Raw genomic sequence first — 24179 nt, 5'->3', positions numbered from 1 at the left:
GCGCCGCGCTCATGTACAGGAACTGTCCTGCGTGCGGAAGCGCCAAACTGCGCGGCTCCTCTGCCCACGCGGGGGATACGCTGGTGCAGCGTCTAATCTACACGCCGCTGCGCTGTCGCGAATGCCGCGCGCGTTTCTGGATTTATAGCCCGTTCAAAATCGTCTTTTTGGTGCTCGTGCTGTTGGGGATAACGTTGTGGCTGGTGCGTGTCCGGCTGAACCCTGCCCCGGCATCCGATGCAAGCAACCTTACTGTCGCAGATCGGCAGTTCTCCAGGCTGTCGGCACAGGCACTCAAGGGCGATGCGGATGCGCAGCTACGACTCGGAAAAATGTATGCCAATGGCGAGGGCGTGATCGTCGACGTGACCAAGGCTGCCAAGTGGTTCGAAAAAGCCGCGCATCAGGGCAATTCCGAAGCACAGTTCCTGTATGGCACCGCACTGCTTGATGGCCGCGGCCTGGTACAGGACTATCAGGCTGCGCTGAAATGGATCGAGATGCCGGCCAGCCGCGGCAACCCGGAGGCGCAATACCGGCTGGGCCAGATGTATCGTTTCGGCATCGGTACGCCGGTGGACAAGGTCAAGGCTTATATGTGGTTCAATCTGGCTGCCGCGCAGGGTAAGGACGACGCAGTCAGAGCGCGTGAAAGCGTGGTGGGACAGCTGAAGCCGGAGCAGATCGCGCAGGCGCAGACAGATGCGCGCCATATCAGCGAGCAAATGCATCATAAAGCGGGCGCCGGCAAGCGCGCGACTACTTCCCCGCCAGCATCGCCTTGAGCTGCGCCAGGCGCGCGTTACCCTGCTGGCGCTGCTCCGCCGGGTCGGCGTCTTGCCCGGTCTTGCGCACATCTTCCTGGGAAATCTCGCTGATGAAGCGCGACGGCTCGCAGAGCTGAAACTCCCCGGCGCGTTTGCGCTTCTTGCAAAAACTGATGGTCAGCGAGCGTTCGGCGCGGGTGATGGCGACATACATCAGGCGCCGTTCTTCCTCCAGCGTGCCGTTCTCGACCGCTTCGCGGTGCGGCAGGATGTCTTCTTCGGCGCCGACCAGGAATACGTGCCCGAATTCCAGTCCCTTAGCGGCGTGGATGGTGGACATGCGCACCGCATCGATCTCGGCGTCGTCGCGGTTTTCCAGCAGCGTGATGAGGGCGATGGTCTGGGTCAGCGCGATCACGTCCTTGCCGTCCTCCTCGCCCTTCTTGCCGAGCCAGCCGACGAACTCCTGCACGTTGTTCCATTTGTTCTGCGCACTGCGGGTTTCCTCGCTGTCGAACAGATAGGTTTCGTAAGCTATCGCCTTCAGCAGGTCGGCCATGATCTCGGCGGCGGGCGTCTTGCGCACGCGAAATTCCAGCGCGTTGATGAAATTGCAGAACTCGATCAACGGCTCCAGCTGGCGTGCCGGTAGCTGGCTCTGGAAGCCTGCCTCGAAGGCCGCTTCGAACAGGCTGACATGGCGCTGGCCGGCATATTCGCCGAGCTTCTCCAGCGTCGCCGCACCCACCCCGCGCCTGGGCGTGGTCACCGCGCGGATGAAGGCCGGGTCGTCGTCGCTGTTGGCCAGCAGCCGCATGTAGGCGATGATGTCCTTGATCTCGGCCTTCTCGAAAAACGACTGTCCTCCGGACATCACATAAGGCACTTTTTCATTGCGCAGGAATTGCTCGAACACGCGCGCCTGGTGGTTGCCACGGTAGAGGATAGCGTAGTCGCCATAGCGCGTGCGATGCTCGAATTTATGCGCCAGCAGCCGCATCACCACGTTTTGCGCTTCTTCCTCCTCGTCCCTGGCGGCCATGACGTGCAGCGGGTCGCCATGGCCGTGCTCGCTCCACAGCTGTTTGTCGTAGAGCCGCGTGTTGTTGGCGATGACGCTGTTGGCGGCACGCAGAATGCGTATCGTGGAGCGGTAGTTCTGGGTAAGCTGGATCACTTTCAGGCGCGGATAATCTTCGTGCAGCTGGTGCAGGTTTTTCACGTCCGCGCCGCGCCAGCCGTAGATGGCCTGGTCGTCGTCGCCTACCGCAGTGAAGGCGCCGGACACGCCGGTGAGCAGTTTTACAATCTGATACTGGCAGGCATTGGTGTCCTGGTATTCGTCCATCAGCAGGTAGCGCAGTTTTTTGCGCCATTTTTCCAGCACCTCGGCGTCGCTGGCGAATAATTCGGCGGGCAGACGGATCAGATCGTCGAAATCCATCGCCTGGTAGGCCTTGAGGGTGTCCTGATAACGCAGATAAATCTTGGCATAGGTGGCGTCGATGTCAGTAGCAGCGATGTCCAAGGCGGCAGTGGGCGAAACCAGCGCATTTTTCCACGCCGAGATGCGCCATTGCGCACGGCGGATCTCCTGCTTGTCGGTGGTTTTCAGTATCTCGTTTACAATCTGCATCGCATCCGCAGAATCGAGAATCGAAAACTGCGGTTTGTAGCCGAGCCGTCCTGCTTCCTGGCGCAGGATCTGTACGCCGAGTGCGTGGAAGGTGCATACCGTCAATCCCCTGGCGGGTTTGCCCTGCAGCAGCCTGGCGACGCGTTCCTGCATTTCGCGCGCAGCCTTGTTGGTGAAGGTGATGGCGGTGATATGCTGCGGCGCGTAACCGCATTCTTCGATGAGATAGACGATTTTCTGGGTGATGACGCGGGTCTTGCCCGAGCCGGCGCCGGCCAGTACCAGCAACGGGCCATCCAGGTATTTGACCGCTTCGCGCTGGGGGGGATTGAGATGAGACAGCATGAGAAACCACAACGGGACAGGGTGGCAATTTTAACCCAGATTCGGTAGCGGGATTGTTGAACAGGCAATCATGACTTACCGAGAAAGCGCAACTGCCATGGATTTAAATCACCAATTAAGCGTTCAACCACCGAGCCTGGGTTTGCTGCCATGAGCACCTACGCCATCGGCGACTTGCAGGGCTGTTTTCAGGCCTTGCAGTTATTGCTGGAAAAGATCCGCTTTGACCCTGCGCATGACCGCATCTGGCTGGTGGGTGACCTGGTCAACCGCGGTGCCGATTCGCTCGCCGTGCTGCGCTGGGCGCGTGCCATGGGGAATGGTGTGACCGCCGTGCTGGGCAACCACGACCTGCACTTGCTGGCAGTCGCAGAGAATTTTGTAAAGCCCCATCGCAACGACACGCTGGGCGGCATCCTCACCGCGCCCGACCGCGACGAACTGCTCGCCTGGCTGCGTCACCGGCCACTGGCGCACACCGGGGAAGGTTATTTTATGGTGCATGCCGGGCTGTTGCCGCAGTGGACCACGGCGCAGGCGCTGATGCTGGCAGCCGAGGTGCAGGAGCGCTTGCAAGCGCCCAATTACCGGGGGTTTCTGGCGCACATGTACGGCAACCGTCCGAATCGCTGGGACGAGAATGTCAAGGGGATTGACCGTTTGCGCCTGATTACCAACGCCATGACCCGGTTGCGTTTTTGCACACTGGACGGGACGATGGAATTCAAGACCAAGGGCAGCCCGGGGCAGCCGCCACCCGGTTGCTTGCCGTGGTTTCAGGTGCCGGGGCGGGCCAGTGCGGGCAGCCCGATCGTATTCGGCCATTGGTCGGCGCTGGGGCTGCGCGTGGAATCCGACTGCATGGCGCTGGATACCGGCTGCCTGTGGGGAGGCCGCCTCACTGCATTGCGCCTGGAGGATCGGCAGGTGTTTCAGGTGGAATGCGCGGGACTGACAGGGACAACACACTGGCAATAGCTGTCTCGGCCTGTAGCGCGAGCGCGCGCCGGGTCTGGTGGGCACCTGCCATGCACGGACAAAAAGTCAGTTCGGCGACGATGCCGCGTGCGGCCGCGATGCGCAGGATGGAATCCGCAAAGCTCATCTCGCCCACCCAGATCGGCGCCGGATGCGCGCGGCCCGCTTGATCGACATAGCGAATCGCCACCGGACACAGGCGTGCGCCAGCGGCGCACGCCGCCTGCAACAGCGCGGGCTTGAACGGGTTGAGCGCCGTGCCGTCGCCAGTGGTGGACTCGGGAAACAGGCCGACATTCTCACCTGCGCGTAATAGCCGAGTGAAAGCGGTGCTAATCCTGGCCACATCCTGGCGCCGCTCACGTTCGATAAACAGCGTGCCGGATTGTGCCGCCAGCCACCCCAGCACCGGCCAGCTGCGCACCTCGGACTTGGCGACAAAATGCGCCGGACAATGCGCCAGCACCAGAAATGGATCCAGCCAGGACAGATGGTTGGCGGCAAACATCACGCCGCCGTCCGCTACCTCCGGCGCGGTGCCGGACACACGCAAACGGATGCCCAGGGTGGCGAGCAGGATGCGTGACCAGCGCATCGTCAGTGCCGCGCGCGCCGCGCGGCTGGCCCACGGGAATATCCCGGCCAGTATCAGCAGCCCTACCAACACCAGTACAACGACGCCACCCAGGCGCAGCACGCGCAGCATTACCCGTCCCCACAAAGCAAAAATCCAATTGTGCCCGGAGCGGCGCGTGATCGCAGCCTTATTTGCTCATGAAGTGGCGTGCGTAAAGCTGGTTCATCTGTTTAATGGACAGCAGCAGCATCAGGTCGGCGGTATTGAAATCCGCGTCCCATGCCGGTTCTCCGCATACATAAGCGCCCACACGCAGATAGCCCTTGATGAGCGGCGGGATGGCCACCTGGCGGCTGCCATCAAGCTGGCCAAGCGCCAGGGGATTGCGCGGAAACACGTGCCATTCCACCGGTGCCAGGCGGGTTTGCGCCAGGGTGTTGTACAGGCTGGCCGCAGTATGGCCGCCGTCATCCATGCTCACGCTGGCGCAGCCAATCAGGTAGCTGTAATCACGTGCCCGCAGATAGTCCGCCAGCCCCGACCACAGCAGCGTGATGACAGCGCCGCCACGATAATCCGGATGCACACAGGAGCGGCCGATTTCGACCATGCCCGGGCGCAAGTGTGCCAGACGCGTGAAGTCGAACTCCTGCTCGGAATAATAACCGCCGATCTGCCTGGCGCGGTGCGGCGGCAGGATGCGGTAAGTGCCGATTACCTCTCCGCTGCCGTTGTCGCGCACCAGCAGATGGTCGCAATAGGCGTCGAAAACATCCTCATCCAGCCCGGCTTCGCGCGAGGCCAGCCGGGCGCCCATTTCCTCGGCAAATACCTTGTAGCGCAGGCGCTGGGCCTCGCGCACTTCGCCGCTGGCGCGCGCCAGGGATACGCAGAGGCGCGGTTTGCTGCGGGTTTGTGCATGGATTTGCGGGTCAGGCATGCTGTGCACTCCATTTTGGTGACAATGGAATGCACAATAAGCAGCGCCCGTGACGCTGAAATTACGGCCAAATGAAAATTCGGTGACGCAGCGCAGGAGAAAAACCTGCTCTCAGGCCAGGGGATTGCGCTTGGCGAATCAGCGCGTGACGCGGGTGGTGCCACCTTCGCTCAACACGCGTACGCGGTCTCCGGGACGAAAGTATTCATCTGCTCCCTGGGTGACGGCAATGGTGCGGCCGGAATCCAGCCTGACGGTGATTTCCAGGCCTTGTTGCCGGGTTACGCCTTCTTCGACTGCCGAACCAGCCAGCCCGCCCACCACGGCGCCGAGCACTGCCCCGGCAATGCTGCCGTTGCCACGCCCAACCTGGCTCCCAGCGATGCCACCGACCACTGCGCCGGCGCCGGCGCCGATCGGCGTTTTGGTGCCCTCGATGTTTACATTGCGCACTTCCACCACCACGCCGGTTCGTACTTCCTGCGCGCCGCGTGCCTGGTCGCGGCTGTAGTCACGGCTACCGAGGCCGCTGGCACACCCGCCCAGGGTGAGTACGGCAGCCAGGCCAAATGCAGCTAATTTGAATGGATTCATGATAGGACTCCTGCGTATTAATCTGACATTTGCAAAGACAGCCCAATACAGGCTTAGTTCAAGGTATAGCCAAACTGCGCGTGAAACAGAGCGCTAATTTCGTCACGGCTGTGCAGGTGATTCTGTGCGCCCTGCCGTGCAATCTTGAGCGCCCCCATCAGGCTGGCGAGCCGTCCGGTGGTGGCCCAGTCCATGCCGTTTTCAATGCCGTACAGCAACCCGGCGCGGTAGGCATCGCCACAGCCGGTGGGATCCACCACGGCCACCGGTTTGGCGCAGGGAATCTCGATCACGCCGCCACCGGCATGGATGCTGGAGCCTTGTTCGCCGCGCGTCACGATGAGCGCGCGCACCCGTCTGGCAAGCTCGTCCAGGGACTTTCCGGTACGCGTTTGCAGGAGCTCTGCTTCGTAGTCGTTGAGGGTTACGTAATCGGCCAGGTCGACAAAATGCGTGAGCTCTTCGCCATTGAACATTGGCATCCCCTGACCCGGATCAAAAATGAACGGGATGGCTGCCGCATGAAACTGCTCTGCGTGCTGCAACATGCCATCGCGGCCATCCGGCGAGACGATGCCGAGGGTGACGCCGCGGGCATCCTGCACGCGGTTGAGGTGCGATTGGTTCATTGCGCCGGGGTGGAATGCGGTGATCTGGTTATCCGACAGATCGGTGGTGATGAATGCCTGTGCGGTGAAGCTGCCGGGTACCGGGCGGATGTGGGTCCGGGCGATGCCCAACCCGTCCAGGCGTGCTGCGTAGGGCGCGAAATCTTCGCCGCAGGTTGCCATGATCAGCGGGTCGCCACCGAGCAGTTTGAGGTTGTAGGCGATATTGCCCGCGCAGCCGCCGAACTCGCGGCGCATTTCCGGCACCAGGAACGACACATTCAGGATATGAATCTTCTCCGGCAGGATGTGGTGCTTGAAGTGATCCTGAAACACCATGATGGAATCAAACGCGAGCGAGCCGCAAATCAGAGCAGACATTGTGTAAGCCGTAAGAATGAAATAACCGGCGGATTATAACAGCGCGAACCCATCCTGCTTTCATCAAGGCTTCACCCGGATTTAACCGCACTGTCGCAGGCACGCCTTAGCCTGTTGCGAATGAAACAGGCCATGCGCGTATTGTTGTGGAGCATCCCGCTGCTGTGCCAGTCACACGACGCGCTGGCGTGGGGACTTTATACCCACGTATTTTTTGCGCAGTGGCTGCTGTGGGGGGTGTCGCTGCTCGACCCCAGGTTACGCCATGCAGCATGGCGCTATCCCAGGCTGGTCATGGCCGGGGCGTGTCTGCCCGATCTGGCGCTGGTGGGCAAACACGTGGGTACCCAGGCTTTCAACAATACGCATGACTGGGACAGTGCCCTGCGCATGATGCGCGAGGCGGATAGCGATGTCCGGCGTGCGCTGGCGCTGGGTTACCAGAGCCACCTGCTGGTGGATGTGATTGCCCACCATCATTTTGTTCCCGCCCATGAACATCTGTGGCTGAACCTGCCGGTACTCACTCACGCGGCTTCCGAATGGGCAATGAACGCGCATATCCAGCCCCATTTGCTGGCGACCCCGGACACCCTGCTGCGCGATGGCGCGGACGAAATCGGTCAGCATATTGCCCGGCATTGCAAATCCGCCGCGGTCAGCCGTTGCCGGGCGATTGCTTTTACAGCAGCAGCGAAGCCATTGCCACCATACTACCCAGTGCAATGCCAGCCAGCACATCGGTAGGGTAGTGCAGCCCCAGAATCAGGCGCGAGACTGCCACCAGCGCAGTAAATGGCAATACCAGCCAGATCAGGCCCGGGTAGTAATGCACCGCCACCAGACTGAATGCCACCGCATGCAGGGTGTGTCCGGACGGGAAGCTGAAACGGTCGAGCGGTGCGGTCAGGCACAAAATATCGCCAAACTGCTGGAATGGGCGCGGGCGCAAAGTCTTGCCCTTCAGCCATGTATAGAGCAGTGTCGCAACCAGACCGGCACCCGTCATGTTGAGCACGGCCGGAACCGCCGCATAGCCATCCCAAGCCAGCAGCGCCAGCATCAGCGTGTACCAGAATACCCCGTTGCCCAGGCGGCTGATCAGCCGGAACGCGTCGGCCACCCCGCGAAAGCGCCGCGCCCGGTTGAAGCGCGCGGCCAGCGGCGCCTCCCACTCAGCGAGTGTTTGCCAGTGCCAGTCGAGTCGTATCATCGCGCCCCTCCTTCGCCACGATTGCGTATAACACCTGCTCAAAACGGTCGTGAATGCTGTCCCAGCTCATTTTCTGGGCGGCATGGCGCGCTGCCTGCGCCATGCGTTGTGCCAGCGCGGGGTCAGCCGCCAGACGCGCCGCCTGCGCAATAAAAGCTTCCGCGTCATCATGGGCGGCCAGCACCCCGCTCCCGTTGTGGCGGATTAGTTCCCCTGCCGCTGCATAGTTGTATGCCACCACCGCCAGGCCGCTGGCCATGGCCTCGATGGTCACGTTGCCAAAGGTTTCGGTCAGGCTGGGGAACAGGAACACATCCGCCGACGCATAGTGGCGCGACAAATCCACGCCGCTGCGCATGCCGCAAAATACCGCCTGCGGATACGCTGCCTGCAACGTTGCCCGATCCGGGCCGTCGCCCACCAGCACCAGACGTGTGCGGGGATTGCATTGATGCATCGCGGCAAAGGCAGCGAATACCAGATTCAAATTTTTTTCCGGCGCGAGGCGGCCAACATGCAACACCACCTGGGTCGCCTCATCCACGCCCCAGCCGGCGCGCAGGCTGGCATCGCGGTGTGCCGGGGAAAACAGTTCGGTATCCACGCCGCGTGCCACCACCTCCAGATTGCCGTAGCCGTGCACCTGCAATTCGCGCCGGATACCCTCGGTGGGTACCAGCGTCACGCATGACTTGTTATGAAATTTGCGCAGATACGCCAGAATGGGGCGACGCAGCCAGCCGATGCCATAGTGCTGGCTGTAGCTGTGGAAGTTGGTGTGGAAATCCGTGCTCACCGGGATGCGCAGCTTGTTGGCCGCCACCAGGGCCGACCAGCCCAGCGGTCCTTCGGTGGCGATATGCACCAGATCAGGCCGTTTCAGACTCCACAGCCGGGTCAGTGCCGATTTGGCAGGCAAGCCCATTTTCAGCCCGGCGTAACGCGGAATCGCCACGCCGGGCTTGAGCACTTCCTCCAGGCTGGCGCTGGACGCTGCCAGGTCACGCGCAGTCTGGCGTGGACGCACCAGCTGAATCTGGTGCCCGCGTTGTTGCAGATCCGCCACCTGCCGGCCCAGCGTCATTGCCACGCCATTGATTTCCGGCGGATACGTCTCCGTTACCAATGCAATCCGCAATGGCAACGGGCGAGTAGAAAATGTCTGTAGTAGCAGGTCATCGTCATCCATGCCGCCAGTTTCGCGACTAATGGCGACAATTTTGTGACGGAAATTTGAAGGTTTGGAGTATGTCCCCGATCACTACCGAGAGTGCCAAAGGTCATAGGCGGAAGACGTCCGGCGAGAGTTGATTCGAAACCTTGTGTTTTTTGTAACCGGACACCTATTTCTGGTTCAGATCATCGCGTTTTTGCAAGTAGGCCTCGCGTGTCAATTCCCCGCGTGCATACGCTTCATCCAGAATATCCAGCGCTGCCCGGCGCGTTTCTCCCGTGGGACACGCGCCGGATTCCCGATTGCCGAACAGATATTTGACGAGAGCGAACAACAGCAGGATGGGTACCAGCCCAATGAGCCAATGAGTGCCATCCAGAACCAGCCGAAAATCATCCAGCCACCGCCGTCACCGAACATCCAGCTGCCGTGATCCCATCCATACATGTCGTGCTCCTTTCAATATGCTGCCGCGGCTGGTGGTGCATGACTTATGCCTTCAGGCTGTCGCGCACGCGTTCCAGTCGGCTACGCGCTTCGCTGGCAACCGCTTGTACTTCCGGATTGCTGACCAGCTTTGCCATGATGCCGGGATCAAGAAAGGCGACGGTGATTTTCCCGTCTGCTTCTTCACGCACCACGACATTGCAGGGCAGCAACAGACCGATGTCGGCTTCCGCATCGATGGCGCGATTGGCCAGCGGCGGGTTGCAGGCGCCGAGGATGCGGTAGGGGCGCTTGTCGAGATTGAGCTTGGCCTTCAGGGTGGCCTTGACGTCGATGTCGGTGAGCACGCCAAAGCCTTCCTGCTTCAGGCCTTCGATGGTTTTTTCTACTGCGGTGTCAAACGGCATGTCGAGCTGAATGCTGAAACCATACATGATGCAATCTCCCTAGAAGGTATCGATTTGAACGCAATCCATGCGGGCGCGCATTGATGAAATAACAATATAGCCCAGCATCGGGTTGTTTTCGGAGAATTTGCAGATGCAGGCAGCCGGCGTCATTTTACTTGCGGATTTTTACCCGCTTCATCCACAGGCTCCAGGTGCATCACCGTGAGCGCGCCACCTACCTTGTCTGCGGCAAAGCGGATTTTGTCCCCGTTTTTCACCTGTTCGAGCATGGCAGCATCCTTGACCCGGAATACCATGGTCATGGCCGGCATGCCGAGGTTGGTGATGGGGCCGTGCTTGAGGGTCAGTTTGCCGGCATCCTTGTCCACCTTTTTCACTTCGCCGTCGATCAGCGGCAGGCTGGATTCGGCAGAGGCAAGTTTGGCTTGCCCTGCGGATGTGCCGTGATGCTCGGCAGCGGCAACGGCGGTGCCACTCAGGGTGAGCAGCAAAGCAAACACAGGGGAAAATTTTAGCAGCATGTCGGCTTTCCTTATACAGGGGTGATAAAAAGGGTGAACTGGCTCGCGCAAGATTTGGCCTGGATCAATCGCCGGCATGCGTGTGTCCGCCATGCATGTGGCCGCCTGGAGCCGGCATGGCTGCACCGTCCATCGGGCCCATGTCTTCGTCCGGCGGCGCCTTGGCAACGATCTCCTGGTACTGCGCAGGCGTCATGCCCGGCAGCTTCTGCAGGAAAGCAACCATGCTCCAGATCGTCGCATCATCGTGGCTCATTCCCCAGGCCGGCATCGCGCTCATCTTGATGCCGTGCTTGATCACCCAGAATGCCACGCGCGGGTCTACGCTAACCTTGCTCAGATTGGGTGGCTGGGGATACAGTCCAGGGCGCAGCTCGGAATTCTCCTTGCCTGGCGCCAGATGGCAGCTGGTGCACATTGCCGCGTACTGACCGGCGCCTTTCAGTATTAGCTGCGGGTCATTGAGATTGGCAGGTACTGTGATTCCTGAGGAATGATAGGCAAGAGAACGTCCACGCGCGACCTGCAACAGCGCGTAGGTGATTTTCCAGTGTGGGCTGTCTGCGGCAATGTTGAATATACCCGACCCGATGAATATGCCCACCCCAAGCGTGAACACCAGCAGCAGGGCCAGCGCCATCTTTACGTGTTTCATGATCTCCCATTCAAGGAGCGTGCCCAGGCTTGTCAATGCCCGCTTTAAAGTATTCATGGTTCCCTTTGCAAAATTTTAAACAAGCATGGAGTAAAGTCTTTCCTGTCTATCCATGCAGACAGTAGTGCAAGTGGTTCGACATGGCTGGAGAGACAGTTCAGAACCAGATACGCACACCAGTTACGAGTTGGAAGTCGTGTGCCGGTGTTCCTTCTGCACGCGAAAAATCCGCAGTTTTCCCGTATTTTTGCACTGCGTTAAATCCTATGTAGGGCGCGAACTCGCGACGGATTTCATAACGTAAGCGCAAGCCAAAGGATGCGTCGGATAGCCCTGCACCAACCCCACGATCGCGGTCATCCTTGCTGTAGAGGTTGGCATCCAATTCGGGCGTCAGGATCAGTCGTTGCGTCAACAACAGATCGTACGAGGTTTTCAGCTTCAGGGCAGTGCGGCCGGAAGATCCCACGTATGCTGTAGCTTCGACATCAAATTTGTAGGGCGCCAGCCCCTGGATTCCCAGCGCTGCCCAGTCTCGTGACGGTCCTGTGCCAAAATCGTGTCGCGCACCGGTCATTACCGTCCAGAAGGGCGCAAACGTGTGACCCCACAGCAATTCCGCTTCTGCGTCCTGAATTCTTCCCTTAGCCCGCTGACCTTCACTGCGAATCCACAATTGATTCAGATCGCGGCCTAGGCGATAGCGCCCGTCCCAGACCATGCTGTCACTCTTGCCATGGACATATTCCAGCTTGTCGAGCATGAGTTGGCTGATTAGCGCATTGTCGCCCATGCGTGTGGTGATGCCGTAATCGGCGTAGGGCTTGCCTGCCGAACCATCGCTGCGCGGCAAACTACCCACCGGCGGTCCGGGCTGCGGTTGGTCCGGGTTGCCGGCTCCCTCCATGCCCTCCATGCCCTCCATGCCCTTCATGCCCTTCATGCCCTTCATGCCCTTCATGTCTTTCTTGCCTTTCTTGCCGGGCATGTCATGCATTCCGTGATTCATGTTTTCCATGGAGCCGGCCTCCATGTTTTGCATTGCGGGTTGTTGCGCGGGGAGGGGTTCCGGGCTTTGCTGGGCAGATGCGTTTGTATCGGATGGTAATTCCTGAGCGAACGCGGCCGCAGGGAGGGCAAGCAGTGCACACAGCAAAGACTGGACAATGGGTTGAATGTTTTTCATTGAGATAATCCCGATCTGTTCATAGACGAATCAAGCGACCACGATGGCGCGGAACATGCCCGCCTCCATGTGATAAAGAAGATGGCAGTGATAAGCCCACTTGCCGCGCGCATTGGCACTGACGCGATAAGTGATGCGATGCCCCGGCGCCACACTCACGGTGTGCTTGCGTACCTGGAATGCCGCGTCGGGAGATTCAACCTCGCTCCACATGCCGTGCATGTGAATCGGGTGATTCATCATGGTGTCGTTGACAAGGACGATGCGCAGGCGCTCGCCGTAATGGAATAGCAGCGGTTCTGAATCGGAAAACTTCTGTCCATTGAAGGACCACATGTAGCGATCCATATTGCCGGTCAGGTGCAGCTCTATCTCGCGCGTTGGGTCGCGCGGATCCAGCGCGCCGCCCACAGTATGCAGGTCAGCGTAGGTCAGTACACGACGCCCGTTATCGCGCAGTCCCGCACCAGGATCATCCAGCCGCGTCGACACTTCTTGCGCACGCACTGTATTGCCCGCGCCATATTCTGCCGGGGCGTGGTGCTTGACCGGAACGTCACCGCCCTGAGCATCATTCGGCGGTGGCGGGTTTTTCTGCGCGCCTGACATATCCATGCCCTTCATGTCGGAGGCTTTCATGCCATTGATGCCTGCCATATTCATTCCGTGCATGCCACCCATGTCCATGCCGCCTTTGCCACCCATGTCCATGCCACTCATGCCCGCCATGGACATGCCCATGTCAGCCATGGTCAACATCGGTACGGGGTCGAGTTTCGGGACGGCGTCACGCATCCCTTGCCGCGTAGCCAAGGTTGCCAGCGCATAGCCGGATCGGTCGATTGCCTGCGAAAATATGGTGTAAGCCCGGTCTCCAGTGGGCTCGACGATGACGTCGTAAGTCTCGGCTACGCCAATGCGGAATTCATCGATGCTGACCGGGTGCACATATTGCCCGTCTGCCGCGACTACGGTCATCTTCAACCCCGGGATGCGGACATCGAAGTAGGTCATCGACGAGCCGTTGATGAAACGCAGGCGAACTTTCTCGCCGGGCTTGAACAGGCCGGTCCAGTTTCCCGCCGGCGTGACGCCGTTGGTGAGATAGGTGTAAGTCGCCCCGCTTACATCGGACAAGTCACGCGGACTCATACGCATTTTGTCCCACGTGGCGCGCGTCGACAACGCTTTGGCCCAGCCTTCTTTTTCAGCCTGCCTGACAAGATCGCCGGCGGTTGGCCGGATATAGTTGTAGTAGTCGCTCATCTGCTTCAGATGCTCGAAAACCTCTTCGGGATTTTCGTCAGTCCAGTCAGACAACATCACCACATAATCGCGGTCATAAGCGAACGGTGCGGGCTCGCGGGGTTCGATGATGATAGGACCATACATCCCGGTCTGTTCCTGAAAGCGGGTGTGGCTGTGGTACCAGTAAGTTCCAGCCTGGCGAACATCGAACTGATAGACATAGGTTTCACCCGGCGCAATGCCGTTGTAGCTCAAACCAGGAACGCCATCCATGGGTGACGGCAGGAGGATGCCGTGCCAGTGAATGGAACCCGATACCGGCATACGGTTCTTCACCCGCAGGGTGACGCGATCGCCTTCGCGCCAGCGCAGTAACGGCCCCGATACCTGACCATTCACCGTCGTCGCCATGCGCGGTGTGCCGGTGAAATTCACCGGCGCTTCAATAAGGTCAAGCGCAAAGTCGGTTCCGCTGAGTACTGCGGGCTGCCCGGGACTGGTCGCTGCCCAGGCGGATGTGGTCCATAGCCCTGTCCCAGCCAATGCGCCCCCTGCGACAAGGCCTTCAACAAAGCGGCGGCGGGATAAGTTTGCAGGCGGGGTTTTGAGAATCGGTTTTTTCATGAAAAGAATCCTTGAACAATCGATGGGTCCATTAGTATCAATGTCCTGTACATATCGGGTTAGAGGCGTGCAGTTGCAACGCAGAATGCTGTCTTACGCTATCTTCCGGGCAGTCGCTTCAACTGCGCCAGCCGGATGATCGTTGACTCAGCAATAACGCGCGTTTCCGAGTTGCTGTTTGAACGGAACCAGATTAGACGGCTGGCCATAACGCCAGCCTGACAGCCGGATTACATTTTTGTAATGTCGCGTTCGTGCGCTACGGGATGCTCACCTCCAAGGTCGGCGCTGCGCATGTCGCGCCCCATCGCCTGCAGGGTCGACCGTGACGCCTGCATCGCCGGGCTGATCTTCGTGTTCACCAAGATGCTTGGGCACAAGCTGACATGGTTGGGTTTACGCTGAAAATCCAGGGAGTTAAGTGCGTTGTCGAACATAGGCTGACTTGATTAATCGTCGGGTTGGCCTCGATATCACCCCCCTCTTCACCTGCATTACACCGCACTGACGCGATGGTTAACCATCATGCCCTGGTCTTCGAGCTCCAGGTTTGCGTTCTGGATGTCCCATAGCTCGACGCTGTTGCTGCGGCTCTGGATCGGATAGCGGTCCATCCAGAAGCTTTCGTTGTTCTGACGGATGTTCGTCGCGTATTTGTACAGATAACCGCCACCCAGCAAGCCAAGCCCGGATGCTGCGGCATATTGGAGAAATTTGCGTCTTTGCATGCCGGTTTCTCCCTGGGAGAGGCGTTTTCCTAAAACCAGCGTAGACCGCTAATCGTAACGCCAGCCTGACAGCTTGATTAAATTTTTGTAATGTCGCATTCATGCGCCAGAGGGCATAATCAACAGGATAATTGGGGGAGTGCAATGAAGATTCTGGTGGTGGAGGACGAACCCAAAACCGGCGATTACCTGCGCAAAGGCCTCACCGAGTCCGGTTTTGCCGTGGACTTGGCCCGCACCGGGACGGAGGGCGAATTGTTGGCGCTGTCCGATGAGTATGACCTCATTGTGCTGGACGTGATGCTGCCAGGCAGGGATGGCTGGCAGGTACTGCAAAGCATCCGCAAGACGAAACCGGTGCCGGTGCTGTTCCTGAGCGCGCGCGACACAGTGGAAGACCGGGTAAGGGGGCTGGAACTGGGCGCCGACGATTACCTGCCCAAGCCGTTTGCCTTCGCCGAACTGCTGGCGCGCATCCGCAGCCTGCTGCGGCGCGGAATACGGCAGGTGCCGCAGACGCTGCATGTGGCCGACCTGGAACTGGATCGCATCAAGCGCCGTGTGAACCGGGGCGGCCAGCGCGTCGATCTCACCGCCAAGGAATTTCTGCTGCTGCAACTGCTGATGGAGCGGCAGGGGGAGGTGCTGTCGCGTTCGCTGATCGCCTCCCAGGTGTGGGACATGAATTTCGACAGCGACACCAATGTGGTCGATGTGGCGATACGGCGGCTGCGTGCCAAGGTGGACGACCCCTATCCGCACAAACTGATCCACACCTTGCGCGGCATGGGCTACGTGCTGGAAGCCCGGCCGTGACGTTGTGGCGCGGCATTTCCCTGACCCAGCGGCTGAGCTTGCTGTTTGCCGGGGTAACCGCCCTGGTATTTGCCGCCACCGGTTTCTATCTGTATCAGGCGCTGGCCCGGCAACTGGAAATCCGCAACGACGCTGAACTGATCGGCAAACTGCAGCAGTTGCGCCACCTGTTATCGGAAGTGCCCGATACGGCCACTATCCGTGCCAATCCCCACCGTTTCCATGATGTAGCCATTGGCACTGAGGGGCTACGCCTGCATATTCTGGATAAGGACGGCCGGGTGGTAGTGGCCGTGGGCGCGGTGCCGGGCATGCCCCTGCCTGCGGCCGTTCCTGCGGCAGATATGCCTACGGCAGACGCGATACACGACTGGCGCATGAGCGATGGCGGGCATGGGCGTCTGTTGGCGGCATGGGGCCGCCTGGGAGTGAATGGGGCGGGCCCCCGCGTGCTGGTGGTGCTGGCGCGGGAAAGCCCGGAGCGGATGGCGTTACTGCAGAACTACCGAACCAGACTGCTGATCGCGCTATGTGCCGGCGTGGCGGCCATGGCCCTGCTCGGCTTCGCCGTGGCGCGACGCGGTCTGGCGCCGCTGGGCCGGGTCACCGCTGCGGCAGGCAGCATTACCCCGAGCCAGCTGGATAAGCGTCTCGATATCGCCAAGGCACCGGCAGAAATCGCCGAGCTGGCCCGCGCCTTCAATCACATGCTGGATCGCCTGCAGGAAGGCTACGAGCGGCTGAGTCAGTTTTCCGCCGATCTTGCCCACGACCTGCGTACGCCGATCAGCAATTTAATGGTGGAGAGCCAGGTGATTCTGGCGCGCCCCCGTTCCGTGGAGGAATACCAGGCGCTGCTGGCCTCCAATATCGAGGAATACGAGCGGCTGGCGCGCATGGCGGAGAGCATGCTGTTCCTGGCGCGGGCCGACAATGCGCAGATCGCGCTGCGCCGGGAAGACCTGGACATGGGGCGCGAACTTGACCGTATCGCGGAATATTTCGAAGGCGTGGCGGAAGAGGCGGGGGTGACGCTGGCGGTGAACGCCGCGGGCACGCTCAACGCCGATCCGGTGCTGCTCAACCGGGCCTTGAGCAACCTGATCGCCAACGCCATACGTTACACCCCGCGCGGCGCGACGATCCGGGTCACGGCTCAATCCCGTACAGGGGGAGGATATGGTATTGAGGTCGCCAATCGCGGCGCAGGCATTGCGCCCGAGCACCTGGGCCGTTTATTTGACCGTTTCTATCGGGTGGACAGCGCCCGTGCGGGTTCCGGGGCTGCCTCCGGGCTGGGGCTGGCCATCGTCAAGGCGGTGATGGTGTTGCACGGCGGCGCGGTGCGCGTGGAAAGCGGGAAGAATGGGGAGACACTGTTTGCATTGACGTTTCCGGCAGCCGGTTCCTAAACCAATACAATCAACCAGATGACTGCCACATTGATCAAGGCAACCAGTACCGCCGCACTGCCCATGTCCTTGGCGCGCTTGATGAGGTGGTGGTTTTCCATGGAAATGCGGTCTACCGCGGCTTCTACGGCCGAATTCAGCAGTTCGACGATGAGCACCAGCAGCACCGGGGCGATCATCAGCGCACGGCCAATGGTCCCGGGTTCCAGGTAGAGCGCAAGCGGGATGAGGATGATTGCCAGGAGTGCTTCCTGACGGAATGCGTCTTCGTGTTTGAGAGCGGCCTTGAGGCCGTCGAGCGAATAAAAGAAGGCATTGAAGACGCGCTTGACGCCGGTTTTGCCTTTGAATGGGGATTCTTGCATATCGGCCCTGTCTTGGTATAAACCCATAGCCTAATTAAAACGCAGGCACTGTGCTACCGTGCCCGCGTTACCCGGAGGTGTGACGGATCTGCTTTTTCCAGGTCAAATCCAGCTCGCGTGCGGCTTTGACGTCATCGAGGCGCCGTACCGGCTGGGTATAGGGCGCGCCCTTGACCAGCTCGGGATTGCGGCGCGCTTCTGCCAGGATGGTTTTCATGGCCTCGATGAAACCATCCAGGGTTTCCCTGGATTCGGTTTCGGTCGGCTCGATCAGCAGGCACTCCGGCACCAGCAACGGGAAATAGATGGTGGGGGCATGGTAGCCATAGTCGAGCAGGCGCTTGGCGAAGTCCATTGCGGTCACGCCGGTTTCGTCCTTGAGTTTTTTCAGGGTGACGATGAACTCGTGACTGGCGCGGCGTGTGGGAAAAGCAATGTCGAACCCGGCTTTTTTCAGCTCTGCCAGCAGGTAGTTGGCGTTGAGCGTGGCGAATTCCGCCACGCGGTGCATGCCTTCCGCGCCCAGCATGCGCGCGTAGATGTAGGCGCGCAGCAGCACGCCGGCATTGCCGTTGTTGGCGCTCATGCGGCCGATGGATTGCGGGATGTCGGCTTCCACCAGCAGGCGGTAGGCACCCCTGTCATGAGCGACAACCGGCACTGGCAGGAACGGCAGCAGGCGCTCGGCGACACCCACCGGGCCGGCGCCGGGGCCACCGCCGCCGTGCGGGGTGGAGAAGGTCTTGTGCAGGTTCATGTGGATTACGTCGAAGCCCATGTCGCCGGGTTTGACGCGCCCCAGAATGGCGTTGAGGTTGGCGCCGTCGTAATACAGCAGGCCGCCTGCGTCGTGCACGATTTTCTGGATGTCCTGGATCTGTTTCTCGAACACACCCAGGGTGGAGGGGTTGGTGAGCATCAGTCCGGCGGTGTGCGGGCCGACAGCGGCGCGCAGCGCCTCCAGGTCGACGTCGCCTTCGCGGTCGGTGGGAATTTCACGTACTGTATAACCGCACATAACAGCGGTGGCCGGGTTGGTGCCGTGCGCGGCGTTGGGGACGATGATCTCGCGGCGGGCGTGGTCGTTGCGCGCATCGTGGTAGGCGCGGATCATCGCCACCCCGGCGAATTCCCCCTGCGCGCCGGCCATCGGTGCCATCGACACCCCGGCCATGCCGGTGACGTCTTTCAGCATTTCCTGCAGTTCATACATGCAGGCCAGAAAACCCTGTCCGGTTTCTGCCGGGGCATGCGGGTGACGCGCCAAAAACTGCGGCAGCATCGCCAGCGAGTTGCAGGCGCGCGGATTGTACTTCATGGTGCATGAACCCAGCGGGTAGAACTGGGTGTCAATCGAGAAGTTTTTCTGCGACAGGCGCGTGTAATGGCGCACCACATCCATCTCCGAGGCTTCGGGTAGCCTGGGCGTATCTTCGCGCAACAGGTGAGCGGGTAAATCGCTCACGTCGGCGACGTGTTCCGGCATCTGCGCGTGGGCGGCACGGCCCGGGCGGGAGTGTTCGAATATCAGCATGGGTCCAGCCTAATTTTGTACTTGATAAAAAAGCCGCGTGCGCCACAGAGAATGCAGGGATTTTCCTCCGGGTCCTCTGTGTTTTCTGTGGCTAAGTGGTTTTATTGCAACACCGCCAAAGCAGCGTCGTAGTCGGGTTCGTCCTTGATTTCCGGCACCAGCTGGGCGTGGATAACCTGGTTCGATTCATCCAGTACCACAACAGCGCGGGCGGTGACGCCAGCCAGCGGGCCATCGCTGATTTTCACGCCGTAGGCCTGCATGAAATCGGTACCGCGCATGGTGGATAGGGTAACCACATTGTCCAGCCCGGCGGTACTGCAAAAGCGGTCCTGGCCAAACGGCAGGTCGGCCGAGATGACGAGTACCACAGCGTTGTGCATGCCTGAGGCGGCTTCGTTGAAGCGTCGGGTGGACTGGGCGCAGACCGGGGTGTCCAGGCTGGGCACAATGTTGAGTATCTTGCGCTTGCCGGCGAAATCGGCCAGCGAGACGTCTGCCAGATCCTTGTTCACTAGCCTGAAATCAGGGGCGGTATCACCTGTTTTGGGGAAGTTGCCTGCCACTTGGATGGGGGTGCCGCCTAGGGTTACTGTACTCATGGTCGTGTCTCCTTGGTGGGGTGATAAATCAGGATTTATACGCGCAGGGTGGGCCTTCGCGTCGCTTGGACAGTATGCGCGCCAACTGTTGCGCGTATAGATCGAGGTCGGCGGCGGTTTTGGTTTCGGTGGCGCAAACCAGGATGGCGTTGCCGAGCTCAGGGTAGTGTCCACTCAAATCATAGCCGCCCAGGATGCCTTGCGCCTGCAATGCGCGCAGCACTTCACCCGCGGGCGCGTCGATGCGGATCACCGCTTCGTGGAAGCAGTGCGCGCTGAAAACGCGCTTCACGCCGGCAATGGCGGTCAGCTTTTCCAGCAGGACGCGGGTATTGGCGTGGCTGGCAGCGGCGACCCGCTTCAATCCATCCGGGCCCAGCAGGCTCATGTAAATGGTGGAGGCGGTGACCACCAGGCCCTGATTGGTACAGATATTGGAGGTGGCCTTGGAGCGACGGATGTGCTGTTCGCGCGCCTGCAGGGTCAGCGCAAAGCCCTGTTTGCCGTCCAGGTCCACGGTGCGGCCGACGATGCGGCCGGGCATCTGCCGCACCAGTTCCTGTTTGCAGGTCATGAAGCCGTAATAGGGGCCGCCGCTGGACAGCGGCGCACCCAATGGCTGGCCTTCGCCTACCGCAATGTCAGCGCCTTTTGTGCCCCATTGACCGGGCGCTTTCAGTAACGCCAGCGAAGTCGGGTTGACCAGCGCAATGACACGTCCGCCCTGTGCGTGCGCCCAGTCGGTGAGCGCATCCACGTCTTCCAGCGCGCCAAAGAAATTGGGCTGCGGCACCACCAGCGCGGCGAAGTCACCCATATCCGCAGTCGGAACAGGGGTGGCGCCGGTGGCCGGGTCGTAGCCCAGCTCGATGATTTCGATGTGCTGGTTTTTGACGATGCCGCGCACCACGGCCCGATACAGCGGAGAGACGGTCCTGGGCATCAGCACGCGCGCGGCGCCCTTGTGCGCGCGCACCGCCATCAGCACCGCTTCCGCCAGGCCGGAACCACCGTCGTAGAGCGAGGCGTTGGACACGTCCAGCCCGGTCAACGAGGCCATCATGGTCTGGTATTCGTAGATCAGTTGCAGCGTGCCCTGCGAGGCTTCCGCCTGGTACGGCGTGTACGCGGAATAGAACTCGCCGCGCGTGGCGATCTGCCACACTGCCGCCGGAATATGATGCTCGTAGGCACCGGCGCCGATGAAGTTGAGATAGCGGCCGTCGGTTTCGGCGCGTTCCTGCATCAGGCGGCTGACTTCCATCTCGTTCAGCGCGGCGGGCACCTTGGTGAGCTTGCCGCTGCGCAGCGCCGCAGGAATTTCGTCGAACAGCGCGTCGATGGAAGGCGCGCCGATCTTGGCCAGCATGGCCTGGATGTCGTTTTCGGTGTGCGGGATGAAGGGCATGACGTGTCCTGTTGATTCAGTTTAATGCGCTTCGGATTCCACCAGTGCCTGATAGGCGGCGGCGTCGAGCAGGCTGTCGAGGTCGGCGGCATTGTCCGGCTTGAGGGTGAACATCCAGGCAGCGTGGGCGTCTTTGTTGATCGCTTCAGGGGCAGCTTCGACGGCGGCGTTGGCGGCAACCACTTCACCGGCGATGGGCGCATACACGTCGGACGCGGCCTTCACCGATTCCACCACCGCGCATTCTTCACCGGCATTGAGTTTGCGGCCTACCGCAGGCGTTTCCACAAATACCATGTCGCCCAGCAAATCCTGGGCGTGGTGGGTAATACCGACAGTTACCGTGCCATCGGCATTGAGTTTGGCCCACTCGTGGGACTTGGTGTATTTCAGGTCGGCGGGGATGCTCATTGTGTTCTCCTGGAGAAGTATCGAATTTTTAAACCAAAGCCTTGCCGTTGCGGGCGAAGGGGTAGCTGACTACCTTCGCCTTGCGTTTCCTGTCGCGGATTTCCACTTCCACTTCCGCACCCGGCGCGATGCCCAGCGGGATACGCGCCAGCGCGATGGATTGCTGCAGGGTGGGCGAGAAGGTGCCGCTGGTGATTTCGCCGACGCCATGTTTGGTATGGACGGGCTGGTGCGCGCGCAGCACGCCTTTATCCAGCAGCACCAGGCCGACCAGCTGGTGATTGATGTCGCGCGCTTGCAGCGCGGCCTTGCCGATGAAATCGCGCCCGCTGTGCAGGTCAACCGTCCACGCCAGGCCCGATTCCAGCGGGCTGGTGGTTTCGTCCATGTCCTGACCGTACAGATTCATGCCCGCTTCCAGGCGCAGCGTGTCGCGCGCTCCCAGGCCAATCGGCTTCACACCCAGTGTGGCGAGCAGGTGCCAGAAAGCCTGCGCCTCGGCCGCCGGCAGGATCACCTCGAAGCCATCCTCGCCGGTATAGCCGGTGCGGGCGATGAAGTATTGCTGGAATTCAACCGCATTAAATGGTTTCACCGCCTCGGTCACGGCTTGCGCACCGGGTATCGCCATCCACACGCGGGCGCGGGCATTGGGCCCCTGCACCGCGATCATGGCGAGGTCGCGGCGCGGCGTGATGGTGAGACCGCGCCCTTGCGCCTGTTTTTGCATCCACGCCACGTCCTTTTCCGCGGTGCCGGCGTTGACCACGATGCGGAACCAGTCTTCCGTCATGAAATAAATGATGAGGTCGTCAATCACGCCGCCTTGCGGATTCAGCATGCACGAGTACAACGCCTTGCCCGGCACCTTGAGCTTGTCCACGTTGTTGGCGACCAGGTTACGCAGGAAGCCGCGCACATCGGCGCCGTTCACGTCCACCACCAGCATGTGGCAGACGTCGAACATGCCGGCGTCGCTGCGCACCTGGTGGTGTTCGTCAATCTGCGAGCCGTAGCTGACCGGCATGTCCCAGCCGCCGAAATCCACCATCTTGGCGCCCATGGCACGGTGCGCGGCGCTGAGCGGGGTTTGTTTAAGCATGATTATCTCTCGTTAAAATCGGAGGGACAGGATTAACAGGAAAAATCAAATCCGCCTAATCCTGTTAATCCTGCCCAATTGTTTGTGCCTGAATTTCCTCGGCGTAATAACTGCTGCGCACCAGGGGGCCGGCCTTGACCCAGGCGAAGCCCAGCGCGCGCGCGTCGTTTTCATATTCGGCGAACACATCCGGATGGATGTATTCCGCTACCGGCAGATTGTCCAGCGACGGGCGCAGATATTGCCCCAGCGACACCCGCGACACGCCGGCGGCGCGTAAATCCCGCAGCACTGCCAGCACTTCCGCGCGGGTTTCGCCCAGCCCCAGCATCAGCGCGGATTTGGCTTCCACGCCGGGTTGCTGCGCGGCCTTGTCCAGCAGGGTGAGCGAGCGCGCGTATTGGGAACCCTTGCGCGCCGTTTTATACAGGCGTGGCACGGTTTCCACGTTGTGCCCCCACACCAGGTCGCGGCGGGCGCCTTCAGGCAGGCTCGCCAACGTGCCGGTGATGGTGGCGACAGCCGCATCCTGGCAGGCACGGAAATCCGGGGTCAGGTATTCCACGCCGATCTGCGCATCGCGCCCGCGCAGTTGCTGCAAGGTTTCGGCAAAAATCCCCACGCCGCCATCGGGCAGGTCATCGCGGTTGACCGAGGTGAGCACGATGTATTGCAGACGCAACGCCATCACCGCCTCCGCCACGCGGCGCGGCTCGTCGGCGTCAAACCAGGCGGGTTTGCCGGTTTTCACCGAGCAAAAGCCGCAGGCGCGGGTACAGGTATCACCCAGCAGCATGAAGGTGGCGGTGCCGCGGCTCCAGCATTCGCCCCGATTCGGGCAGCGCGCTTCCTCGCAAACGGTATGCAGGCGGTTGCCATGCACCGCTTCGCCGGTTTTGCCGTAGAGCGCATCGTTGCCGAGGTTCTGGCGGATCCAGATCGGCATGCGCGCGGCATTCGGAATGCGTGCAGGCAGGATGGTGAGGGTGTCTGGTGTCATGGGCTCGGCAAATAAAAAAGGGGTGACGACTGCGCGCATTCAAAGCGCGGATTCAATCGTCACCCCCCTGTCCTGTCTACCTGAGAGATTACGGCGTGAGTAAAACACCGTGTGCCCCTTCGGTGGGCGCTGGCCGAGTATTGCGGCGCGCCGCTCTCCAGAGATGTCCGTGCTTTCACTGCGGTTCGGGAGCCTGAGCGGTTCTGGGTGAATTACGCCTTCGGCGGCGCGTCGGGCGCGCACTCTCCCGCAATGACTGCGGACAAGGGCGCACTATACCTCATGCGACAGGATTCAGACAATCAACCAGTCTATAATTCCACCTGCAACACATTATTATGTTAACGCGTATTCGCGCGATCAATGGTGACTGATTCGGGCTGTTGGTGCCGCCGGCGCGCATTGCCCCGGCAACGCCCAATCAGCCTGCGTAGCCCGCTGTTAGCTTTCTTCCTTTTTCTCGTGTTCACACGGGTTCGCCAGCTGCGTTAATTCAT

At 60.7% G+C, this 24179-nt stretch carries 27 protein-coding genes and 2 riboswitches; of the genes, 5 read left to right on the top strand and 22 right to left on the bottom strand.

The genetic code is table 11. From position 1 onward, the window contains the following. Nucleotides 1-11 precede the first annotated feature (11 nt). Nucleotides 12-785, top strand: a complete 774-nt coding sequence (locus tag GZH91_RS00930) for a tetratricopeptide repeat protein (RefSeq protein ID WP_147069838.1) — start codon at nt 12-14, stop codon at nt 783-785. On the opposite strand, the gene GZH91_RS00925 is transcribed toward GZH91_RS00930, so the two are convergent. Next, nucleotides 760-2748 (bottom strand): UvrD-helicase domain-containing protein, encoded by a 1989-nt coding sequence (locus GZH91_RS00925; protein WP_147069837.1) that lies wholly within the window; start codon nt 2746-2748, stop codon nt 760-762. The two genes, GZH91_RS00930 and GZH91_RS00925, sit on opposite strands and share 26 nt — an antisense overlap. 150 nt (nt 2749-2898) lie before the next feature. On the opposite strand from GZH91_RS00925, the gene GZH91_RS00920 reads away from it, so the two are divergent. Further along, nucleotides 2899-3726: a symmetrical bis(5'-nucleosyl)-tetraphosphatase gene (locus GZH91_RS00920; RefSeq protein ID WP_147069835.1), complete on the top strand. Its 828-nt coding sequence runs from the start codon at nt 2899-2901 to the stop codon at nt 3724-3726. Here the strand turns inward: GZH91_RS00920 and GZH91_RS00915 are convergent. The 4 genes from GZH91_RS00915 to GZH91_RS00900 form a co-directional block, all read right to left on the bottom strand. Then, nucleotides 3647-4432 carry a lysophospholipid acyltransferase family protein gene (locus GZH91_RS00915; RefSeq protein ID WP_147069833.1) on the bottom strand — a complete coding sequence of 262 codons (786 nt, stop codon included), beginning with the start codon at nt 4430-4432 and terminating at the stop codon, nt 3647-3649. The genes GZH91_RS00920 and GZH91_RS00915 overlap by 80 nt on opposite strands. A gap of 58 nt (nt 4433-4490) precedes the next feature. Further along, the gene (locus GZH91_RS00910) at nt 4491-5243 is read right to left on the bottom strand and encodes a GNAT family N-acetyltransferase (protein WP_147069831.1); all 753 of its coding nucleotides are present in this window, start codon (nt 5241-5243) and stop codon (nt 4491-4493) included. A gap of 138 nt (nt 5244-5381) precedes the next feature. Next, nucleotides 5382-5837, bottom strand: coding sequence for an outer membrane lipoprotein (locus GZH91_RS00905; RefSeq protein WP_147069829.1), 456 nt, complete (start codon nt 5835-5837; stop codon nt 5382-5384). A gap of 53 nt (nt 5838-5890) precedes the next feature. After that, the gene (locus GZH91_RS00900; protein ID WP_147069827.1) at nt 5891-6826 is read right to left on the bottom strand and encodes a carbohydrate kinase family protein; all 936 of its coding nucleotides are present in this window, start codon (nt 6824-6826) and stop codon (nt 5891-5893) included. 132 nt (nt 6827-6958) lie between these two features. On the opposite strand from GZH91_RS00900, the gene GZH91_RS00895 reads away from it, so the two are divergent. Then, nucleotides 6959-7573, top strand: coding sequence for a zinc dependent phospholipase C family protein (locus tag GZH91_RS00895; protein ID WP_161984128.1), 615 nt, complete (start codon nt 6959-6961; stop codon nt 7571-7573). Here the strand turns inward: GZH91_RS00895 and GZH91_RS00890 are convergent. The 10 genes from GZH91_RS00890 to GZH91_RS00845 all read right to left on the bottom strand — a co-directional run bounded on the left by GZH91_RS00890 (nt 7509) and on the right by GZH91_RS00845 (nt 15032). Then, nucleotides 7509-8039, bottom strand: a complete 531-nt coding sequence (locus GZH91_RS00890; RefSeq protein ID WP_147069823.1) for a phosphatase PAP2 family protein — start codon at nt 8037-8039, stop codon at nt 7509-7511. The genes GZH91_RS00895 and GZH91_RS00890 overlap by 65 nt on opposite strands. After that, a complete protein-coding gene (locus GZH91_RS00885; protein ID WP_147069821.1) occupies nt 8002-9228 on the bottom strand; it encodes a glycosyltransferase family 4 protein in 1227 nt (408 codons plus the stop codon). Before GZH91_RS00885 ends, GZH91_RS00890 begins: the two co-directional genes overlap by 38 nt. A gap of 154 nt (nt 9229-9382) precedes the next feature. Continuing rightward, the gene (locus tag GZH91_RS00880; RefSeq protein WP_223264443.1) at nt 9383-9547 is read right to left on the bottom strand and encodes an SHOCT domain-containing protein; all 165 of its coding nucleotides are present in this window, start codon (nt 9545-9547) and stop codon (nt 9383-9385) included. Between the two features lie 157 nt (nt 9548-9704). Beyond that, nucleotides 9705-10094, bottom strand: a complete 390-nt coding sequence (locus GZH91_RS00875; RefSeq protein ID WP_147069818.1) for a DUF302 domain-containing protein — start codon at nt 10092-10094, stop codon at nt 9705-9707. A 122-nt stretch (nt 10095-10216) separates the two neighbouring features. Next, complete coding sequence (locus GZH91_RS00870; protein WP_147069815.1) at nt 10217-10591, bottom strand: copper-binding protein; 375 nt, start codon at nt 10589-10591, stop codon at nt 10217-10219. 64 nt (nt 10592-10655) lie between these two features. Then, the gene (locus tag GZH91_RS00865; RefSeq protein ID WP_223264442.1) at nt 10656-11303 is read right to left on the bottom strand and encodes a c-type cytochrome; all 648 of its coding nucleotides are present in this window, start codon (nt 11301-11303) and stop codon (nt 10656-10658) included. A gap of 100 nt (nt 11304-11403) precedes the next feature. Continuing rightward, nucleotides 11404-12264 (bottom strand): copper resistance protein B, encoded by an 861-nt coding sequence (locus GZH91_RS00860; protein WP_232522201.1) that lies wholly within the window; start codon nt 12262-12264, stop codon nt 11404-11406. 198 nt (nt 12265-12462) lie between these two features. Further along, nucleotides 12463-14304 (bottom strand): copper resistance system multicopper oxidase, encoded by a 1842-nt coding sequence (locus GZH91_RS00855; RefSeq protein WP_147069812.1) that lies wholly within the window; start codon nt 14302-14304, stop codon nt 12463-12465. A gap of 230 nt (nt 14305-14534) precedes the next feature. Next, nucleotides 14535-14741 (bottom strand): hypothetical protein, encoded by a 207-nt coding sequence (locus GZH91_RS00850; RefSeq protein WP_147069810.1) that lies wholly within the window; start codon nt 14739-14741, stop codon nt 14535-14537. Between the two features lie 57 nt (nt 14742-14798). After that, nucleotides 14799-15032, bottom strand: coding sequence for a cupredoxin domain-containing protein (locus GZH91_RS00845; protein WP_147069808.1), 234 nt, complete (start codon nt 15030-15032; stop codon nt 14799-14801). A gap of 144 nt (nt 15033-15176) precedes the next feature. Here GZH91_RS00845 and GZH91_RS00840 point away from each other — a divergent pair, with 144 nt between their 5' ends. Beyond that, entirely contained in the window at nt 15177-15848 is a 672-nt protein-coding gene (locus tag GZH91_RS00840; RefSeq protein WP_147069806.1) for a heavy metal response regulator transcription factor, read from the top strand. Next, nucleotides 15845-17260 (top strand): heavy metal sensor histidine kinase, encoded by a 1416-nt coding sequence (locus GZH91_RS00835; protein WP_147069804.1) that lies wholly within the window; start codon nt 15845-15847, stop codon nt 17258-17260. Before GZH91_RS00840 ends, GZH91_RS00835 begins: the two co-directional genes overlap by 4 nt. Here the strand turns inward: GZH91_RS00835 and GZH91_RS00830 are convergent. The 7 genes from GZH91_RS00830 to lipA all read right to left on the bottom strand — a co-directional run bounded on the left by GZH91_RS00830 (nt 17257) and on the right by lipA (nt 23721). After that, entirely contained in the window at nt 17257-17625 is a 369-nt protein-coding gene (locus GZH91_RS00830) for a diacylglycerol kinase (RefSeq protein WP_170227422.1), read from the bottom strand. The two genes, GZH91_RS00835 and GZH91_RS00830, sit on opposite strands and share 4 nt — an antisense overlap. 67 nt (nt 17626-17692) lie before the next feature. After that, entirely contained in the window at nt 17693-19159 is a 1467-nt protein-coding gene (gcvPB, locus tag GZH91_RS00825) for an aminomethyl-transferring glycine dehydrogenase subunit GcvPB (protein ID WP_147069800.1), read from the bottom strand. Between the two features lie 101 nt (nt 19160-19260). Continuing rightward, entirely contained in the window at nt 19261-19761 is a 501-nt protein-coding gene (tpx, locus tag GZH91_RS00820; protein WP_147069799.1) for a thiol peroxidase, read from the bottom strand. 28 nt (nt 19762-19789) lie between these two features. Next, the gene (gene gcvPA, locus GZH91_RS00815; RefSeq protein WP_147069797.1) at nt 19790-21169 is read right to left on the bottom strand and encodes an aminomethyl-transferring glycine dehydrogenase subunit GcvPA; all 1380 of its coding nucleotides are present in this window, start codon (nt 21167-21169) and stop codon (nt 19790-19792) included. Nucleotides 21170-21190: 21 nt separating this feature from the next. Next, nucleotides 21191-21580 carry a glycine cleavage system protein GcvH gene (gene gcvH, locus GZH91_RS00810; RefSeq protein ID WP_147069795.1) on the bottom strand — a complete coding sequence of 130 codons (390 nt, stop codon included), beginning with the start codon at nt 21578-21580 and terminating at the stop codon, nt 21191-21193. A gap of 28 nt (nt 21581-21608) precedes the next feature. Then, a complete protein-coding gene (gene gcvT, locus GZH91_RS00805) occupies nt 21609-22682 on the bottom strand; it encodes a glycine cleavage system aminomethyltransferase GcvT (RefSeq protein WP_147069793.1) in 1074 nt (357 codons plus the stop codon). 64 nt (nt 22683-22746) lie between these two features. Then, nucleotides 22747-23721 carry a lipoyl synthase gene (gene lipA / locus GZH91_RS00800; protein WP_232522200.1) on the bottom strand — a complete coding sequence of 325 codons (975 nt, stop codon included), beginning with the start codon at nt 23719-23721 and terminating at the stop codon, nt 22747-22749. Between the two features lie 18 nt (nt 23722-23739). Beyond that, nucleotides 23740-23853: riboswitch (glycine riboswitch) on the bottom strand. Beyond that, nucleotides 23854-23942: riboswitch (glycine riboswitch) on the bottom strand. It lies immediately after the preceding riboswitch. Between the last annotated feature and the right edge of the window lie 237 nt (nt 23943-24179).

The sequence above is a fragment of the Sulfuriferula plumbiphila genome (assembly GCF_009938015.1).
In the GTDB taxonomy this organism is placed as follows: Bacteria; Pseudomonadota; Gammaproteobacteria; order Burkholderiales; family Sulfuriferulaceae; genus Sulfuriferula; species Sulfuriferula plumbiphila.
Note: the sequence above shows the minus strand (reverse complement) of the source record. Positions and strands in the feature narration are given on the sequence as shown.

Bases quoted from the DNA above. Each gene is read 5' to 3' on its own strand.
- GZH91_RS00930 (WP_147069838.1), top strand. From the start codon at position 12: ATGTACAGGAACTGTCCTGCGTGCGGAAGCGCCAAACTGCGCGGCTCC.
- GZH91_RS00925 (WP_147069837.1), bottom strand. From the start codon at position 2,748: ATGCTGTCTCATCTCAATCCCCCCCAGCGCGAAGCGGTCAAATACCTG.
- GZH91_RS00920 (WP_147069835.1), top strand. From the start codon at position 2,899: ATGAGCACCTACGCCATCGGCGACTTGCAGGGCTGTTTTCAGGCCTTG.
- GZH91_RS00915 (WP_147069833.1), bottom strand. From the start codon at position 4,432: ATGCTGCGCGTGCTGCGCCTGGGTGGCGTCGTTGTACTGGTGTTGGTA.
- GZH91_RS00910 (WP_147069831.1), bottom strand. From the start codon at position 5,243: ATGCCTGACCCGCAAATCCATGCACAAACCCGCAGCAAACCGCGCCTC.
- GZH91_RS00905 (WP_147069829.1), bottom strand. From the start codon at position 5,837: ATGAATCCATTCAAATTAGCTGCATTTGGCCTGGCTGCCGTACTCACC.
- GZH91_RS00900 (WP_147069827.1), bottom strand. From the start codon at position 6,826: ATGTCTGCTCTGATTTGCGGCTCGCTCGCGTTTGATTCCATCATGGTG.
- GZH91_RS00895 (WP_161984128.1), top strand. From the start codon at position 6,959: ATGCGCGTATTGTTGTGGAGCATCCCGCTGCTGTGCCAGTCACACGAC.
- GZH91_RS00890 (WP_147069823.1), bottom strand. From the start codon at position 8,039: ATGATACGACTCGACTGGCACTGGCAAACACTCGCTGAGTGGGAGGCG.
- GZH91_RS00885 (WP_147069821.1), bottom strand. From the start codon at position 9,228: ATGGATGACGATGACCTGCTACTACAGACATTTTCTACTCGCCCGTTG.
- GZH91_RS00875 (WP_147069818.1), bottom strand. From the start codon at position 10,094: ATGTATGGTTTCAGCATTCAGCTCGACATGCCGTTTGACACCGCAGTA.
- GZH91_RS00870 (WP_147069815.1), bottom strand. From the start codon at position 10,591: ATGCTGCTAAAATTTTCCCCTGTGTTTGCTTTGCTGCTCACCCTGAGT.
- GZH91_RS00865 (WP_223264442.1), bottom strand. From the start codon at position 11,303: ATGAATACTTTAAAGCGGGCATTGACAAGCCTGGGCACGCTCCTTGAA.
- GZH91_RS00860 (WP_232522201.1), bottom strand. From the start codon at position 12,264: ATGGAAAACATGAATCACGGAATGCATGACATGCCCGGCAAGAAAGGC.
- GZH91_RS00855 (WP_147069812.1), bottom strand. From the start codon at position 14,304: ATGAAAAAACCGATTCTCAAAACCCCGCCTGCAAACTTATCCCGCCGC.
- GZH91_RS00850 (WP_147069810.1), bottom strand. From the start codon at position 14,741: ATGTTCGACAACGCACTTAACTCCCTGGATTTTCAGCGTAAACCCAAC.
- GZH91_RS00845 (WP_147069808.1), bottom strand. From the start codon at position 15,032: ATGCAAAGACGCAAATTTCTCCAATATGCCGCAGCATCCGGGCTTGGC.
- GZH91_RS00840 (WP_147069806.1), top strand. From the start codon at position 15,177: ATGAAGATTCTGGTGGTGGAGGACGAACCCAAAACCGGCGATTACCTG.
- GZH91_RS00830 (WP_170227422.1), bottom strand. From the start codon at position 17,625: ATGCAAGAATCCCCATTCAAAGGCAAAACCGGCGTCAAGCGCGTCTTC.
- gcvPB (WP_147069800.1), bottom strand. From the start codon at position 19,159: ATGCTGATATTCGAACACTCCCGCCCGGGCCGTGCCGCCCACGCGCAG.
- tpx (WP_147069799.1), bottom strand. From the start codon at position 19,761: ATGAGTACAGTAACCCTAGGCGGCACCCCCATCCAAGTGGCAGGCAAC.
- gcvPA (WP_147069797.1), bottom strand. From the start codon at position 21,169: ATGCCCTTCATCCCGCACACCGAAAACGACATCCAGGCCATGCTGGCC.
- gcvH (WP_147069795.1), bottom strand. From the start codon at position 21,580: ATGAGCATCCCCGCCGACCTGAAATACACCAAGTCCCACGAGTGGGCC.
- gcvT (WP_147069793.1), bottom strand. From the start codon at position 22,682: ATGCTTAAACAAACCCCGCTCAGCGCCGCGCACCGTGCCATGGGCGCC.
- lipA (WP_232522200.1), bottom strand. From the start codon at position 23,721: ATGCGCGCAGTCGTCACCCCTTTTTTATTTGCCGAGCCCATGACACCA.